We start from the raw sequence: 15,499 nt of genomic DNA, 5'->3' as shown, positions 1-15,499 counted from the left end.
CCCGTGAGTGACACCCCATTCGGATTCGGCCTTCCGCCGGAGGAGCCGGAGGACGGCGACGAAGGCAAGAAGAAGGGACCTGCCGAAGGTGGTGCCGGTGGCAACCCCTTCGGGTTCGGCGGCATGGGCGGGGACAACCCGTTCGCCGCGATGTTCGGCTCGCTGAACCCCACGGACCTGGGGGCGGCCTTCCAGCAGCTCGGCCAGATGCTGAGCTATGAGGGCGGTCCCGTCAACTGGGACATGGCCAAGCAGATCGCCCGCCAGACGGTCTCCCAGGGCACGCCCGACGGCACCAAGGACGCCAGCGTCGGCCCCGCCGAGCGGGCGGCCGTCGAGGAGGCCGTGCGCCTCGCCGACCTGTGGCTGGACGGCGTGACGTCCCTGCCGTCCGGGGCGGGCACCGCCGTGGCGTGGAGCCGGGCGGAGTGGGTCGAGGCGACGCTGCCGGCCTGGCAGCAGCTCGTGGACCCGGTCGCCGAGCAGGTCGGCGCGGCCATGGGCAACGTACTGCCGGAGGAGATGCAGGCCATGGCGGGCCCGCTGATCGGCATGATGCGCTCCATGGGCGGCGCCATGTTCGGCCAGCAGATCGGCCAGGCCGTGGGTGCCCTGGCCGGTGAGGTGGTCGGCTCCACCGACGTCGGACTGCCCCTCGGGCCGGCCGGCAAGGCCGCGCTGCTGCCCCTGAACGTGACGGCGTTCGGCAAGGACCTCGGAGTGCCGCAGGACGAGGTTCGGCTGTACCTGGCCCTGCGCGAGGCCGCTCACCAGCGGCTCTTCGCCCACGTGCCGTGGCTGCGCTCGCACCTGTTCGGCGCGGTCGAGGGGTACGCCCGCGGAATCAAGGTCGACACGGGCAAGCTGGAGGACGCGGTCGGCGGGCTCGACCCGTCCAACCCGGAGCAGCTCCAGGAAGCTCTCCAGCAGGGCATGTTCCAGCCGGAGGACACGCCGGAGCAGAAGGCCGCGCTGGCGCGCCTGGAGACGGCGCTCGCGCTGGTCGAGGGCTGGGTGGACGCGGTGGTGCACGAGGCCGCCAAGAGCCGCCTGACGTCGGCGGGCGCGCTGCGCGAGACGCTGCGCCGCCGCCGCGCGTCGGGCGGACCCGCCGAGCAGACGTTCGCCACCCTGATCGGTCTGGAGCTGCGGCCGCGCCGGCTGCGGGACGCCTCGCGGCTGTGGGCGTCGCTCACGGACGCGCGCGGTGTCGACGGCCGTGACGGCCTGTGGGCGCACCCGGACATGCTGCCGACGGCGTCCGACCTGGACGACCCGGACGGCTTCGTCCACCGCGAGCACCTGGACTTCTCGGAGCTCGACAAGATGCTCGGCGAGGCCGCCGGGCAGGACGAGCGCGACCAGGGCGAGGACGACTCCGACAAGTGAGCCTGCACGATGACGCCGTCCGCGTACTGAAGGAGTACGAGGACCAGCCGGAGCTGCGGCAGGTCTATCTGGACCACCTCGCGGCCCATCCGGACGGGATGTGGAAGGCGTGCGGGGCCGGGCACCTGACGGCCAGCGCGCTGGTGGTGGACCCGCCGCGCGGCCGGGTCCTGCTGACCCTGCACAAGAAGCTGGGCATGTGGCTGCAGATGGGCGGCCACTGCGAGCCCGGTGACAGGACGGTCGCCGGGGCGGCGCTGCGGGAGGCCACGGAGGAGTCCGGGATCACCGGGCTGACGCTGCTGCCATCGGCAGGGGCAGCGCGCGGCGCGCCGACGAGGGGCGGCGACCGGGCGACGGTCGGGCCGGTGCGGCTGGACCGGCACCCGATCCCGGCGCCCTGCCACTGGCACCTCGATGTGCAGTACGTGGCGGTCGCTCCGCCGGGCGCGGTGGCGGCGATCAGCGAGGAGTCGCTGGACCTGCGCTGGTTCGGGTACGAGGAGGTGGCGGCCGTGGCCGACGCGTCGGTCGTGCGGCTGGTCGAGGCGGCCCGGGCGGCGTTCTAGGACGGGGGTGGGTGGCGGTCCTCGCAGGGCGACCGCCACCCACCAGTGAGGGGCGGCACCCGGAAGGCGACCGCCCCTCACTCGTTGGTCCCGTCAGTTCCAGGCGTTGTTCTGGTTCTGGGCGTGGGCGCCGTGCTGGCCGACGCCGAACTGGGCGCCGAGGCCCTGCCCGATGCCGGCGTCCTGCGGCGGCATGACCTCGCTGGGCTGGACGAGCGCGAAGCCCTGGCCGAGGAAGCTCAGTTCCCAGCCCTCCCCGGTGGTGCCGCGGCGGCGGCGCACGTTGGAGGAGTGGGTCTGCGCCTGCATCTGGACCCGCAGCGACGACGACCAGGCGACGATCGCGTCGGCGTCGGCGTTGACGTACTTGTCCGGCGTGACCTGCATCATCAGCGGCTGCCCGGAGGTCATCAGGGCGACCTTGCCCCGGCCGGAGATGTTCAGCTGGTACTTGCCGGACCCGGAGATGCCGTACTGGCTGTCCACGGCGATCACTTCGGTGTGCAGGGTGGAGTCCAGCGCCAGCACGTAGGAGCTGTCGACCGTCATACCCTCCTGGTCGACGTCCACGACGTGGATGTACTGGGCCAGGTTGGCGAAGTAGACGGTGCCCTGCCCTGAGCAGCGCATCAGGTCCAGGCCCTCACCGGTGCTGGCGCGGGCGCGGCGCTGGTTGTTGTTCCGGTACTCGCCGTCGAAGTCGATCAGACCCTGGTACGCCACCATGGCGCCCTTGCGGGCGAGGACGTCGTCGTGGCCGGTCAGGGCCACCCGCAGGAGCTGCGGGTTCTGTACGACGTACCGCTCCTGGCTCTGCTGTTCGGTGTTGCTGAAAAGCGGGCTCTGCATGGTTGTTCTCACTCCCCCTCAGCCCCGGACCCGCAGGCGGTCGGTGCTGTCCTCGCTCGGCTGTACGACGACGATGCCCTGTCCCGAGAAGGCCATCTGGTACGCCTCTCCGCTGCCCCGCCCGATGAGGGAGGAGGCCTTGAAGCTGCGCTTCCCCTTGACCTTGAGCGCCGGCGACCACGCCACGAGCGCGTCGGGGTCGACGTACGTCTCGTCCTCGCCCCGGCCGCAGTCGACGACGATCGGGGTGCCGCGTGAGGTCAGGGCGACCCAGCCGGTGCCGGCGAACTGGACGTTCCACAGGCCTTGCCCGGCGAACTTGGCCATGCCCTTGACCCTTTCGGCACCCCACTGGAGGTGGGCGTCGAAGGCCAGCACATTGGTGCCGTTGACGGAGAGCGCGTCGTTGTCGAGGTTGATGACGACGACGTCGGCGCCGTAGTCGGCGAGGTAGAGCAGCCCGTCACCGGAACACTTCATGACCGGCGCGCCTTCGCCGGTCACCCACTGGGAGGCGATCTGGCGGACGGCGGGCGGGTTCGGCTCGTACTGCACGAAGCCCTCGTAGGCGACGACGGAGCCGGTGCGCGCGTACAGGTCCTGGCCGGAGGCCATGGCGACCTTGAGCATGTGGCGGCCGTGGTTCTCCATCCGGGCCGCGACGGGGGTCGGGGCGTAGCCCGCGAGTTGCTGGTTCATTTCGGGCTCCCTCAGACCTCGTAGGGCTGGACGACGATGAAGTTGCCGGGAGCACCCCGGAACTGGAGGTTGACGGTCTCCCCGCTGTGACCCGGGTAGGCGTTCCGGCGCAGCCGGACCTGGCTGGAGAGGATCACCTGGGAGGCGGCCGACCAGGCGACGACCGCGTTGCAGTCCGCGAAGGTGGTCGGGGTGACGGGCAGCACGACCGGGACGCCGTGCGTCTTCACGACGACGGTGCCGGTGCCCTGGAACTGCATGGTGAACAGCGCCCCGCCGGGGATGCCGTGGCCCTCGATGCGACGGACCTCGTACTGCAGCGACTCGTCGAAGGCGAGGACGTTCTCGGCGGAGACGCAGATGCCGTCGCCCTGGAGCTCGATGGGGTGCAGATGGGCACCGTTCTCGGCGAGGAACACCTGACCGCGTCCGGTGCAGCGCATCAGCTGCATCTCCTGGCCCGTGGCGTTGCCGACGATACGGCCGGAGAAACCGGCGCCCTTGTAGCCGAAGTCGACCTTGCCCTGGTACATGACCATGCTGCCCTGCCGGGCCAGCACGGGGGCGCCGCCCATGGCCAGGTCGACCCGCATGAGGTGCTGGTTCTGCGGCGTCCAGCGCTGGCCGGTGGCGGTCTCCCGGTACTTCTGGAGTGCGGCCTCCAGCCCGGCACCGGCCTGCGGAACGCCCTGCGGCATGCCGGGCGGCATCCCGCCGGGGGGCATGCCCACGGGCGGCTGCTGTCCGTACGGCTGGGCGTACTGCTGCGGGGCGTACTGCTGCTGGCCGTAGGGGGCGGGCTGGCCGTAGGGCGACGGGGCGCCGTGCGGCGGGGTCTGGCCCGGGACCTGGCCGTACTGCGGCTGCTGGGGCGGGGCCGGCTGCTGGGGCGGCTGGCCGTACGGGGCCGGGGCGCCGTGCGGCGGGGTCGGCGCGACCGGCGCCATGGGCGCGGCGAGCGTCGGCGCGGTGTGCACGGGCTGCGCCGGGGCGGGGGCCGGTGCCGCGGGGGCCGGTGCCGCGGGGGCGCCGAACGACGGCGCGGGCTGCGGCGCGGCGGGCGTGCCGGGCGCGGCGAACGGCGGCGGCGCGAAGGACGGCGCCGCGGACGGCGCCGGCTGCTGCGGCGCGGCCGGCTCCTCCTCGGCCACCTCGCCGCCGAAGTTCTTCAGCAGCGCCTCCAGCCCGCCGTCGAAGCCCTGCCCGACGGCGGCGAACCGCCATACGTCCTTGAGGTAGAAGTCGCCGAGCATCACGGCGCGCTCGGTGCTGAACTCCGAACCGTCGAACGCGTACCGGGCGACCTCCTCGCCGCCCGCGACGATACGGAGGTGACCGGGCCCCACCTGGGACATCTGTCCGGCGCCGTCGATCGTCGCGGTGAAGGACAGCTTGTGGATGTGCGGCGGGACGCGGTCGAGGGTGACGCGGAAGGACTCGGTGTCACCGGCCTGCGCGCCGAGCAGCTGGATGGACTCCTCGGGCGACTTCGGCTGGTTGAAGAAGACGAAATACCGGTCGTCCGAGAGCTGCTCATCGGCGTCGAGGCCGAAGCAGCTGATGTCGAAGGTCAGACCTGGAGCGGTGATCTGTACACCCACGTACAGATCGGTTCCGGGTGTGAGATCGCTGATCTTGGCCTTGTGGCCCCGTTGGAATTCCCTGGCCATGCGTAACCGACCGTCCCCCATCCCGACTTTTCCAATGCGTCGCGCCAGGCTAACGGCTGGCGACGACAATGAGCCAAGTCGGGACTGTTTCGGTACAGGACTGACGAATGTCACTCTCCGCGAGCGGTCGGGCTGTGCGGCAGCCGAGCCGCCGCGACGACCCCTTCGAGATAGCCGCGGGCCCGTTCGGTGCGGGGGTACGCCTCCAGCAACCGCCAGAACCTGGGCCCGTGGCCGGGCACCAGCAGATGGGCCAGCTCGTGGACGAGGACGTAATCCACCACGTACTCGGGCATGCCCTGCAGGCGGTGCGACAGGCGGATGCTGCCCTCCGCCGGGGTGCAGGAGCCCCAGCGGGTGTTCTGATTGGTCACCCACCGCACGGACGTCGGCCGCGCCCGGCCGCCGAAGTACTGGGCGGACAGGCGGTCCGCCCGCTCGGCCAGCTCCGTGTCGCCGGGCATGCGCTTGCTCTCCTGGGCGGCGAGCTTGTCCAGCATCACGTTCACCCAGCGCCGTTCCTCCGCCTCCGACATCCGGGCGGGGATGAGCACGACGGTCCGGTCGCCCTCGCGGTAGGCGGAGACGGTCCGGTTGCGCCGGGAGCTCCTGCGGACCTCGACCGCACGCGTCCCGGCGCTGCGGGGCGGGTCGCTTGTCGGACTGCGCTGAGGGTCGGCGGGCACGCCCCGACGTTACCCGCTGTCAGCAGGGGAAGTCCCGCCCCTGGATCGGTTCGGGTGTGATCCGTCCACAGGCTGCACCATTTGAACGACTAATGCTCTGCACCTGTGGACAACTTTTCACCGCCGGCGCCGGTGCCGGGCATTCTGACGCCGGAGATCGACAAGACCGTCGTGGCTCACCGGAGATCACCGGCTGTCGACGAGGACCACAGGGGGCGGATATGCATCCGATGCTGAAGCCGGCGCTGCGGCGCGCCTGGCGGAATCTGCAGTTCGTGCAGTTCGGGGCGGCGCCTGCGCACGCGGTGGTGGTCGGTCCGGTGGACACGACGACGGGCAGTCTGCTCACCCTGTTCGACGGGACGCGGGGGCTGGACCTGCTGCGTGAGGAGGCGCGGGCGCTGGGGTTGCCGGACGGGCGGCTGGAGGCGCTGCTGGACCGGCTGGGGGAGGCGGGGCTGCTGGACGACGCCGCGGCCGGCGACCCGGCGCTCGAAGCGCTGCGGCGGGAGGGCGGCGCGCTCGACCGGCTGCGCGCCGATCTGGGGGCGCTGTCCGTCGTGCACCGCGAACCGGGCGGTGCCGCACGGCGGTTGGCGGCGCGGCGGGGCATGCGGGTGCAGGTGCGGGGAGCGGGGCGGGTGGGTGCGGGCATCGCGGCTCTGCTGTCGGCGTCGGGCGTGGGCCGGGTGGAGGTGCGGGACGGTGACCGGGTCGAGCCGTGGGACGTGGCGCCCGGCGGGCTGCCGGCCGAGGCGGTCGGTGAGCGGCGCGACGCGGCGGCCCGGCGCCTGGTGGGGCGGTCGGCCCCGGGCGGTCGTGCCGCGCGGACGGAGCGGGACGGCCGGGCGGGGTCGGAGCCGGGGCTGTCGCTGGTGGTGGTCGCCCCTCGGGACGGACTGGCGGCGTACGCCCCCGACCCGGTGCCCGCCGACGAGTGGGTGGCCACCGGTACCCCTCATCTGTACGCGGGAGTGATCGAGGCGACGGGCGTGGTGGGCCCACTGGTGCTGCCCGGTGGCACGGCCTGCGCGGGGTGTGTGGAGCTGGAGCGGTCCGACCGGGACCCGGCGTGGCCGCGGATGCTGGCGCAGTGGCGTTCGGGGCGGCGCGGCAGGGTGCCGGCGTGCGACCAGGGACTGGCGGCCGCGGTGGCGGGGCTCGCGGCGGCGCATGCGGTGTCCTTCCTGGACGGGGAGCTTCCCGCGAGCACCGGTGCCCGCTGGGAGGCGTCGCTGCCGTTGCTGGAGTGGCGCTCGGAACGGATGGCGCCCCATGCCGGCTGTCCCTGCGGGGCGGGCCGGCGACCGGAGGGGGTGCGCGCCTCGGGGCCCGAGAGCGGGCAGGACACAATGGCGGGGTAACCGCGGCCGACGAAGCGACGCCTACGGCAAACGCGGCACGGCATCTGGGATTTGGAGGGGCGCATGTCTGATCTACCCCGGAAGGCGGTAACCCGTACCGTCAAGTTGGCCGCGTTGCCCCTGGGCTTCGCCGGCCGGGCCACATGGGGGCTGGGCAAGCGGATCGGGGGCAAGTCCGCGGAGATCGTGTCCCGCGAGTTGCAACAGCGCACGGCGGATCAGCTCTTCCGGGTGCTGGGGGAGCTGAAGGGGGGCGCGATGAAGCTCGGGCAGGCACTGTCCGTCTTCGAGGCGGCGCTGCCCGAGGAGATGGCCGGTCCCTACCGGGCGGCGCTGACCAAGCTCCAGGAGGCGGCCCCGCCCATGCCGACCCGGACGGTCCACTCCGTGCTTGAGGCACGGCTGGGCGAGGAGTGGCGCGAGCTGTTCCTGGAGTTCCAGGACAAGCCGTCGGCTGCCGCGTCGATCGGCCAGGTGCACCGGGCCGTGTGGCACGACGGGCGCCAGGTGGCGGTCAAGGTGCAGTATCCGGGCGCGGGTGAGGCTCTGCTGTCGGACCTGACGCAGCTGAGCAGGTTCGCCCGGATGCTGGGGCCGCTGGTGCCGGGCATGGACATCAAGCCGCTGATCACCGAGCTGCGGGACCGGGTGGCCGAGGAACTGGACTACGGCCTGGAGGCCGAGGCCCAGCGGGCGCACGCCGAGGTGTTCGCGGACGATCCGGATGTGGTGGTGCCGGGTGTGGTGCACCAGTCCGACCAAGTGCTGGTGACCGAGTGGCTCGACGGGATACCCCTGTCGACGATCATCGCGGACGGTTCTCCGGAGCAGCGCGACCGGGCGGGGCAGTTGCTCGCCGGGTTCCTCTTCTCGGGGCCTGCGAGGACGGGCCTGCTGCACGCGGACCCCCACCCGGGGAACTTCCGGTTGCTGCCCGACGGGGACGAGGAGGACGTGGCGGGCTGGCGGCTCGGGGTGCTGGACTTCGGTACCGTGGACCGGCTGCCGGGCGGCCTGCCGGAGACCATCGGTGCCTCACTGCGGCTTGCCCTGGAGGGCGACTCGGAGGGGGTCTACGAACTGCTCCGTGGCGAAGGGTTCGTGAAGGAGACCATCGACCTCGACCCGGACGCCGTCCTGGAGTACCTCCTGCCGATCGTCGAGCCGGCGGAGGCCGACGAGTTCACCTTCAGCCGCGAGTGGATACGCGGCCAGGCCGCCCGGCTCGCCGATATACGCTCGCCCGCGCACCAGTTGGGCAAGCAGCTCAACCTGCCGCCGTCGTATCTGCTGATCCACCGGGTGACGCTGAGCACCATCGGGGTGCTGTGCCAGCTGAACGCGACGGTCCGGATGCGCGACGAACTGGAGTCGTGGCTGCCCGGCTTCCTGCCCGGGGACGACGCCGATCCGGCACCCGCGAAGGCGCACGCCTGACCGCGCCCCGGGGCGTGGCCGGCCCGTGCGGCGCCCGGTCCAAGCGGCCCGCTTCCGTGCGGGCCGGCCACGCGGGCGGTGACAGGGATCACCACGAGGAGGAGTCGAGTCTGCTCTCGATGGCTCTCAGGTGGGCCCGGGCGCAGTCGTCGCAGAAGTAGAGGCGGCCGCCGTTCTCCACGGAACAGGTCCAGGTCACCGGGTGGCCGTCGGCCGTCGCGCCGCAGCGGGAACACACCACGCTCCGCGCACCCGGCTGTGTGGGGGGAGAAGTCCGCTCGTTCACTACGGGACGATAACCCCGCCGCGCGGTCCGGGCAGCGCGCAACGCACGGCGGGGACCGGCCCGTCAGGAGCGGTCCCCGCTTGGTGGTCAGTGCCGCGTCGGCACTAGTTCATGACGGCCATGGCCAGCGCGCGGCGGGCCCGCAGGGACACGCGCTCGGCGCGGCGCTGCATGCGCCGGGCGGCGACCAGGCGCATGGCCTGGCGTTCCGCGTCGGCTTCCGCCATGCGCTGATGCATATGCGCACGAGCCAGGGCTTCTTGGATGAGTTGCATTTCACGGTTCCTGTTCTGACGCGAAACGGTCGCGTCGAAGGTGCTGAAGGCTGGGTTCGCGGAGCCGGACGGCTCGCTGGTGGAAGAGGTCATCGGGGCCTGCTTCTGGGGATCGTGCGTGAGGGGGCGGTCGATGGTTCCGGCTCGGACGTTCATGCCGTGACCGGGTTCTTGCGCGGGCGGCCACGCGGCCGCTTGCGGGCGACGACCACGCCCTGGACGAAAAGCTCACCGCCCCACACGCCCCACGGCTCGCGCCGCTCCTTGGCGCCGGCGAGGCAGGCCTCCATGAGCGGGCAGGTGCGGCAGAGCGACTTGGCGTACTCGACGTCGGCCGGCGACTCGGCGAAGAAGACCTCCGGGTCGTACGAGCGGCAGGGGACGGGTACGCCGAGGTTCTCGATGGCGTCGTCGAGCGCGGTGAGCGCGGTGAGGGGGGCGAGGGGGGTCAAGGCGGAGTCCTCCGTGAGGCCGGGCGGGGGGATCGTTTCGGAAGGCGGTACGGACGGGGCGTGCGCTTCGAGTTGCACGGTTTCGTTTTCCTCGTCTGGTCGGTCCGGCCTGTTGGCCGGTGGGCTGGTACCGGGTACTGCGTCGTCCCGAGGCCCCTTCGCTCCGCCTCGCCCGTTCGGGCAAAACAGAAGGGCCGCGGATCCCGGGTGGGGTTCCGCGGCCCTGAAGGCGCCGGCCTGATCATGGATCAGGCTGGATCACTCCAGGGTTCGAGCCCACGGAAGGCCCACATCGTGTGGTGCTGCTGGGTCTGCGTCTTGGTTTCGGCACCGGTCGCCGCAAAGGCATAGGCCTGGGCCTTGCCTGCTGCTACTCCTGCTTCCAGTGCCTTGGTCGGTCGCTCACTCCGCTCCCGGACGGGCAGAGCCGCCAGGAGAGTGGCAGGGCGCACGGCGGCGAAGCCGGGCAGACCGGTGCCGAGGAGCGCCGAACCGGAGAGGCCGAGCGAGCAGGCGGAGACGACCGCGCGATCGGTCATTTTGGCGGTGGTGCTGACGGAGCTGCTGTTGATGCTGATCACTGGAATCGCCTCCTCTCGGCGTCTCTGGGGGATCGGTCGGAACCGGCCCCGCGCGTATTCGGATAAGTACAGCACGAAGACAGGGCTTCGGAGAAGCCGCTGTTTCCGTGGTTAAGAACCTATGGGGCTTGACGGGGCGTGCGCAAACTATTTTTTCGACGAGTTCGGATCAGTCCTCCCCACCCCCCTCACCGGGGTCCTGGCCTGCGCAGATGGCGAGAACATCGGCGCCGAAGCGGCCGAGCTTGCGGACGCCGACGCCGGAGATGCGGGCCAGCTCGCCGTCGTCGGCCGGCACGGTCTCGGCGATCGCCATCAGGGTCTTGTCGGTGAAGACGCAGTACGGGGGCTGGCCGAGCTGCCTGGCCTGCTCCGAGCGCCAGTCCCGGAGCCGTTCGTACAGGGCCTCGTCCATGTCGGACGGGCAGTCCTCACAGCGCATCAGCTTCATCTCGCCCGCGTCGGTGAGGGTCGCGCCGCACACCCGGCACCGCACGGGGCCGCGGCGCCCGCGCCGGGCCACCGCCGCCGCACCGCCGCCGCGTTCGATGCCGGCGCCGCCGCCCGGGGTGCGGGCCCCCGGCGCGGCGGAGCCGGGGCGCAGGCCGGTCAGGAACCGGGTCGGGCGGCGCGAGGCGCGGCCACCCGGAGAGCGGGCGAGCGCCCAGGACAACGAGAGGTGGAGCCGGGCCCGGGTGACGCCCACGTACAGCAGGCGGCGTTCCTCCTCGACCTGCTCGTCGGTCTTGGCGTAGGTGATCGGCATCATGCCCTCGGTGAGGCCGACGAGGAACACGGCGTCCCACTCCAGCCCCTTCGCCGAGTGCAGCGAGGCGAGGGTCACGCCCTGCACGGTGGGGGCGTGCTGGGCGGCGGCCCGCTCGTCGAGTTCCGCGACCAGGTCGCCGAGGGTCGCCCCGGGCCGGGCACGCGCGAAGTCCTCGGCCAGCCGGACCAGCGCCGCCAGGGACTCCCAGCGGTCCCGGACGGCTCCCGAACCGGTCGGCGGCTCGGTGGTCCAGCCCTTGGTGGACAGCACCGCCCGCACCTGCGAGGGCAGGTCCTCGGCGTCGTCCAGCAGGGAGTCGTTGCCGCCGGCCCGGGCGGCGCCGCGCAGGGCGACGCCCGCTTCCCGTACCTCGGCGCGCTCGAAGAAGCGCTCGGCGCCGCGCAGCTGGTAGGGCACGCCGGCGTCGGCGAGGGCCTGCTCGTAGACCTCCGACTGGGCATTGATCCGGTAGAGCACCGCGATCTCGCCGGCCGGGACGCCCGCGGCGATCAGGTCGCGGATCCGGCGGGCGGTGCCCTCGGCCTCGGCCGGTTCGTCGGCGTACTCGGCGAAGACCGGCTCGGGGCCCGGGTCCCGCTGGGAGATCAGCTCCAGGCGGTGCTCGGCGGCGCGGCCGCGGGCCTGGGCGAGCAGCCCGTTGGCCAGGTGGACGACCTGGGGTGTCGAGCGGTAGTCGCGGACCAGCTTGACCACGGTGGCGTTCGGGTGCCGGGTGCGGAAGTTCAGCAGGTGGTCGGGGGTGGCGCCGGTGAAGGAGTAGATCGTCTGGCTGGCGTCGCCCACGACGCACAGGCTGTCGCGGTCGCCGAGCCACAGGTCGAGGAGGCGCTGCTGGAGCGGGGAGACGTCCTGGTACTCGTCCACCACGAAGTGCTGGTACTGGCGGCGGATCTGGTCGGCGATGTCGTGCCGGTCCTGGAGGATGCCGACGGTCAGCAGCAGGACGTCCTCGAAGTCGATGGCCGAACGGTCTCGCTTCAGCTGCTCGTACATGGCATAGATCTGGCCGATTTCCGCGGGGTCGCGCGGGGCGTCCCGCAGCGCCTTGGCGACTGCCGCCGGATAGTCCGCCGGGACGGTCTGGGTGACCTTCGCCCACTCGATCTCGCTCGTGACGTCCCGCAGCTCGTTACGGTCGAGCCGGATACGGCACCGAGCGCCCGCCTCGGCGACCAGCTGGACCTTGCGCTCCAGCAGCCGGGGCAGCTCACCACCGACGGCTTTCGGCCAGAAGTACTGGAGCTGGCGGAGGGCGGCCGAGTGGAACGTCCGCGCCTGGACGCCGCCCGCGCCGAGCTGCCGCAGCCGGCCGCGCATCTCGCCGGCGGCGCGGTTGGTGAAGGTGACGGCCAGCACACTGCTGGGCTGGAGTATGCCCGCGCGGACGCCGTACGCGATGCGGTGGGTGATCGCGCGAGTCTTGCCCGTGCCGGCGCCCGCCAGCACGCACACCGGACCGTGCAGGGCGGTGGCCACCTCGCGCTGCTCGGGGTCCAGCCCGTCGAGCACCGCGTCGGCGTCCCGGGGCGGGGCCAGGAACTGGCTCGGCCCCGGGACCTGCGGGAAGAGAGTGGAGTGCGTTGCTGCTGTCACCCTGCCATGCTGCCAGGTCGCCCGGGGCGGCCGGGACGGTTGTCCACAGGCCCGGCCCCCCGGTCGTACTTGTCCGGGAATGGTGGCGCCGGGATGTACGTTCTGCTTCCTGGTGCCCCGAGGCACCATCCCCAGCGACACCGAGGAGCGCAGACGATGCAGGGCAGCCTGACGATGTACAGCACGACGTGGTGCGGTTACTGCCGGCGGCTGAAGAGCCAGATGGACCGGGAGGGCATCGCGTACACCGAGGTCAACATCGAGCAGGACCCGGAGTCGGCCGCGTTCGTGGAGAAGGCCAACGGGGGCAACCAGACCGTCCCGACCGTCCTCTTCGCGGACGGGACGACCCTGACGAACCCCTCGCTGGCCCAGGTGAAGCAGAAGATCGGCGCCTGACCGGCGACCGGCGCTACGCCACGTTCCCGGGCTTCGGCAGCGGCTTGCCGTACCAGAGCTCGATCAGACGGGCCGCGATCGAGATCCCGTACGGGGGGAGGACCTCGCCGGACTCGAACGCGGCCCGCAGGTCCTCCCGGGAGAACCAGCGGGCCTCCTCGATCTCGTCGCCGTCCACCTCGATCTCCGACGACGTGGCCCGCGCCATGAAGCCCAGCATCAGGCTGGAGGGGAACGGCCACGGCTGGCTGGCGACGTACTCCACCTCGCCGACCGTCACCCCGGCCTCCTCGAAGACCTCGCGGGCCACCGACTGCTCGATCGACTCGCCCGGCTCCACGAAGCCCGCCAGCGTCGAGAAGCGGCCCTCCGGCCAGTGGACCTGCCGGCCCAGCAGCGCCCGGTCCTCCTCGTCCGTCACCAGCATGATCACCGCCGGGTCGGTACGCGGGTAGTGCTCGGCGCCGCACGCCGGGCAGCGGCGGATGTGGCCGGCGGCGGCGATGACCGTGCGCTCGCCGCAGCGCGAGCAGAAGCGGTGCAGCCGCTGCCAGTTCTCCAGCGCCACCGCGTGCACCATGAGCCCCGCATCGCGCGGGGACAGCAGCAGCCCGGCCTCGCGCAGCCCGGCCGGCCGCGCGGACTGGTCCATGCGGCCCGGCAGGGAGTCCTTCTGGAGCGCGAAGTAGCGGACGCCCTCCTCGTCGGTGCCCAGGAAGTACCGGTGGGTCTCGGTGACCGGCGCCTCGAACGCCGGGGTCATGACCAGTTCGGTGCGTCCGTCGGGGGTGTCGTCGATCAGGGCCTGGCCGCCCGACACGACGAAGACCCGGGTCGTGGGGTGGCTCCACGCCGCGGCCAGCCACGCCTCGTCGAGACGGTGGTGGGCCGCGCGGTCGATGCCGCTCGGGGCGGTGAGGCCGATCGGCCGGTGCCCGGCCTCGTTACTGATGGTGCTCACTGTGCTTCCAACTCCCCCGTGGATGGGTTCTCCTGGTGTCTGTTCAGCGGGGCGCCTCTCGGCGGGGTGCCTTCGGGCGGGGTACGGCTCAGCGCAGGGCGCCGGGCAGGTCGCCCCACAGGTGGGCGACGGTCTCCACACCCTTGAGCAGCAGGTCCAGCTCCACCTTCTCGTTCGGCGCGTGCCAGCCGTCGGACGGCACGGAGATGCCCAGGAACAGCACCGGCGCGTCCAGTACGTCCTGGAGGTCGGCGGCGGGGCCGGAGCCGCCCTCGCGGGTGAAGCGGATCTTCGCGCCGTCGAAGGCCCGGCTCATCGACCGGACGACCGACCGGAGGGCCGGGTGGTCGAGCGGCGTCAGGCACGGCCGGGTCGGCGCACCGAAGGTGATCTTGTGGCGGATGCCGCCCGGGACACGGGCGGCGACCCAGTCGCGTACGGCCGCCTCGATCACGTAGGGGTCCTGGCCGGAAACCAGGCGGAACGACAGCTTCAGCTGGGCGGACGCGGGGACGATCGTCTTGCCGCCGGGACCCTGGTAGCCGCCGCCGATGCCGTTGACCTCGGCGGTCGGGCGGGCCCACACCCGCTCCAGGGTGGAGTACCCGGCCTCGCCGAGCGTCCCGTGCGAGGCGGCGTTGGCGAGCCACGACGCCTCGTCGAACGGCAGCTCGGCGATCAGCGCGCGCTCGGCGTCGGTCAGCTCCTCGACGTCGTCGTAGAACCCGGGGATCGTCACCCGCTCGTTCTCGTCGTGCAGCGCGGCCACCAGACGGGCGGCGACCGTGGCCGGGTTGGGCACTGCGCCGCCGAAGGCACCGGAGTGGATGTCCTGGTCGGGGCCGTGCAGCTCGATCTCGCAGTCGGCGACGCCGCGCAGCCCCGTGCACACGGTGGGCGTCGTCTCCGACCACATACCGGTGTCCGAGACCACCACGGCGTCCGCGGCGAGCCGGTCGCGGTGACGCTCGACCAGCGCCCGGAAGTGCGGGGAGCCGGACTCCTCTTCACCCTCCACGAGCAGCTTGAGGTTGACGGCGGGGGCGGTGCGGCCGGTCAGCGCCAGGTGCGCGCGCACTCCCAGGGTGTGGAAGAACACCTGGCCCTTGTCGTCGGCGGCACCGCGCGCGTAGAGCCGGTTGCCGCGGATCACGGGCTCGAAGGGGTCGGTGTCCCAGCCGTCCTCGCGGGCGGCGGGCTGGACGTCGTGGTGCCCGTAGACCAGGACGGTGGGCGCGCCCTCCTCGCCGGAGGGCCACTCGGCGTAGACCGCCGGGGCACCGTCCGTCTCCCACACCTCCGCGACCGGGAACCCGGTCTCCCGGAGCTTGGCCGCGAGCCACTCGGCGCTGCGCCGTACGTCCGGGGCGTGCGCGGGCTGCGCCGACACGGACGGGATGCGCAGCCACTCGACGAGGTCGTCGAGGAAGGCGGCGCGGTGCTGGTCTATGTACCCGCGTACGGTCTGGACGGCGCTGTCCGGGGTCTCGCTCATGCCC

16 protein-coding genes are annotated in these 15,499 nt (G+C 72.4%); 5 read left to right on the top strand and 11 right to left on the bottom strand.

Annotation, left to right across the window (positions count from 1 at the left end):
- The first annotated feature begins 3 nt into the window (after positions 1–3).
- Complete coding sequence (locus AC07DW_RS13150) at positions 4–1,389, top strand: zinc-dependent metalloprotease (RefSeq protein WP_478857740.1); 1,386 nt, start codon at positions 4–6, stop codon at positions 1,387–1,389.
- Positions 1,386–1,958, top strand: coding sequence for an NUDIX hydrolase (locus AC07DW_RS13145; RefSeq protein WP_478857739.1), 573 nt, complete (start codon positions 1,386–1,388; stop codon positions 1,956–1,958). Before AC07DW_RS13150 ends, AC07DW_RS13145 begins: the two co-directional genes overlap by 4 nt.
- 93 nt (positions 1,959–2,051) lie before the next feature.
- Here AC07DW_RS13145 and AC07DW_RS13140 read toward each other — a convergent pair whose 3' ends face one another.
- The 4 genes from AC07DW_RS13140 to AC07DW_RS13125 all read right to left on the bottom strand — a co-directional run bounded on the left by AC07DW_RS13140 (position 2,052) and on the right by AC07DW_RS13125 (position 5,862).
- A complete protein-coding gene (locus AC07DW_RS13140; RefSeq protein WP_478857738.1) occupies positions 2,052–2,807 on the bottom strand; it encodes an AIM24 family protein in 756 nt (251 codons plus the stop codon).
- Positions 2,808–2,825: 18 nt separating this feature from the next.
- Positions 2,826–3,506, bottom strand: a complete 681-nt coding sequence (locus tag AC07DW_RS13135; RefSeq protein ID WP_336318939.1) for an AIM24 family protein — start codon at positions 3,504–3,506, stop codon at positions 2,826–2,828.
- A gap of 11 nt (positions 3,507–3,517) precedes the next feature.
- On the bottom strand, positions 3,518–5,176 hold the full coding sequence (locus AC07DW_RS13130; RefSeq protein WP_478857737.1) for a TerD family protein: 1,659 nt from the start codon (positions 5,174–5,176) through the stop codon (positions 3,518–3,520).
- A 110-nt stretch (positions 5,177–5,286) separates the two neighbouring features.
- On the bottom strand, positions 5,287–5,862 hold the full coding sequence (locus AC07DW_RS13125; protein ID WP_478857736.1) for a M48 metallopeptidase family protein: 576 nt from the start codon (positions 5,860–5,862) through the stop codon (positions 5,287–5,289).
- A 221-nt stretch (positions 5,863–6,083) separates the two neighbouring features.
- Between AC07DW_RS13125 and AC07DW_RS13120 the strand changes: the two genes are divergently transcribed.
- Together AC07DW_RS13120 and AC07DW_RS13115 are read left to right on the top strand one after the other, a co-directional pair.
- Positions 6,084–7,226, top strand: coding sequence for a ThiF family adenylyltransferase (locus tag AC07DW_RS13120; protein ID WP_478857735.1), 1,143 nt, complete (start codon positions 6,084–6,086; stop codon positions 7,224–7,226).
- 63 nt (positions 7,227–7,289) lie between these two features.
- On the top strand, positions 7,290–8,663 hold the full coding sequence (locus AC07DW_RS13115) for an ABC1 kinase family protein (protein WP_478857734.1): 1,374 nt from the start codon (positions 7,290–7,292) through the stop codon (positions 8,661–8,663).
- 88 nt (positions 8,664–8,751) lie between these two features.
- Here the strand turns inward: AC07DW_RS13115 and AC07DW_RS13110 are convergent, their stop codons facing one another.
- The 5 genes from AC07DW_RS13110 to AC07DW_RS13090 form a co-directional block, all read right to left on the bottom strand.
- Positions 8,752–8,949 carry a hypothetical protein gene (locus tag AC07DW_RS13110; RefSeq protein ID WP_478857733.1) on the bottom strand — a complete coding sequence of 66 codons (198 nt, stop codon included), beginning with the start codon at positions 8,947–8,949 and terminating at the stop codon, positions 8,752–8,754.
- A 104-nt stretch (positions 8,950–9,053) separates the two neighbouring features.
- The gene (locus AC07DW_RS13105) at positions 9,054–9,380 is read right to left on the bottom strand and encodes a hypothetical protein (protein ID WP_478857732.1); all 327 of its coding nucleotides are present in this window, start codon (positions 9,378–9,380) and stop codon (positions 9,054–9,056) included.
- Complete coding sequence (locus AC07DW_RS13100) at positions 9,377–9,754, bottom strand: WhiB family transcriptional regulator (RefSeq protein ID WP_478857731.1); 378 nt, start codon at positions 9,752–9,754, stop codon at positions 9,377–9,379. The genes AC07DW_RS13105 and AC07DW_RS13100 overlap by 4 nt, the downstream gene beginning before the upstream one ends.
- Before the next feature lie 170 nt (positions 9,755–9,924).
- Entirely contained in the window at positions 9,925–10,257 is a 333-nt protein-coding gene (locus AC07DW_RS13095; protein ID WP_478857730.1) for a hypothetical protein, read from the bottom strand.
- A 169-nt stretch (positions 10,258–10,426) separates the two neighbouring features.
- Entirely contained in the window at positions 10,427–12,640 is a 2,214-nt protein-coding gene (locus tag AC07DW_RS13090; RefSeq protein WP_478857729.1) for an ATP-dependent DNA helicase UvrD2, read from the bottom strand.
- A 156-nt stretch (positions 12,641–12,796) separates the two neighbouring features.
- Between AC07DW_RS13090 and AC07DW_RS13085 the strand changes: the two genes are divergently transcribed.
- Positions 12,797–13,039 (top strand): mycoredoxin, encoded by a 243-nt coding sequence (locus AC07DW_RS13085; protein WP_064068479.1) that lies wholly within the window; start codon positions 12,797–12,799, stop codon positions 13,037–13,039.
- A 13-nt stretch (positions 13,040–13,052) separates the two neighbouring features.
- On the opposite strand, the gene nudC is transcribed toward AC07DW_RS13085, so the two are convergent.
- Both nudC and AC07DW_RS13075 read right to left on the bottom strand, forming a co-directional pair.
- The gene (gene nudC / locus AC07DW_RS13080) at positions 13,053–14,000 is read right to left on the bottom strand and encodes an NAD(+) diphosphatase (RefSeq protein WP_478857728.1); all 948 of its coding nucleotides are present in this window, start codon (positions 13,998–14,000) and stop codon (positions 13,053–13,055) included.
- A gap of 88 nt (positions 14,001–14,088) precedes the next feature.
- Entirely contained in the window at positions 14,089–15,495 is a 1,407-nt protein-coding gene (locus tag AC07DW_RS13075; RefSeq protein ID WP_478857727.1) for a dipeptidase, read from the bottom strand.
- Between the last annotated feature and the right edge of the window lie 4 nt (positions 15,496–15,499).

The organism is Streptomyces sp. NPDC045701 (assembly GCF_056432045.1).
This window is presented reverse-complemented; position numbering and strand designations above follow the sequence as displayed.

What these genes read in the sequence shown, in the direction of transcription:
- AC07DW_RS13140 (WP_478857738.1), bottom strand. Translation starts at nt 2,807, where the DNA reads ATGCAGAGCCCGCTTTTCAGCAACACCGAACAGCAGAGCCAGGAGCGG.
- AC07DW_RS13135 (WP_336318939.1), bottom strand. Translation starts at nt 3,506, where the DNA reads ATGAACCAGCAACTCGCGGGCTACGCCCCGACCCCCGTCGCGGCCCGG.
- AC07DW_RS13130 (WP_478857737.1), bottom strand. Translation starts at nt 5,176, where the DNA reads ATGGCCAGGGAATTCCAACGGGGCCACAAGGCCAAGATCAGCGATCTC.
- AC07DW_RS13120 (WP_478857735.1), top strand. Translation starts at nt 6,084, where the DNA reads ATGCATCCGATGCTGAAGCCGGCGCTGCGGCGCGCCTGGCGGAATCTG.
- AC07DW_RS13115 (WP_478857734.1), top strand. Translation starts at nt 7,290, where the DNA reads ATGTCTGATCTACCCCGGAAGGCGGTAACCCGTACCGTCAAGTTGGCC.
- AC07DW_RS13105 (WP_478857732.1), bottom strand. Translation starts at nt 9,380, where the DNA reads ATGAACGTCCGAGCCGGAACCATCGACCGCCCCCTCACGCACGATCCC.
- AC07DW_RS13085 (WP_064068479.1), top strand. Translation starts at nt 12,797, where the DNA reads ATGCAGGGCAGCCTGACGATGTACAGCACGACGTGGTGCGGTTACTGC.
- AC07DW_RS13075 (WP_478857727.1), bottom strand. Translation starts at nt 15,495, where the DNA reads ATGAGCGAGACCCCGGACAGCGCCGTCCAGACCGTACGCGGGTACATA.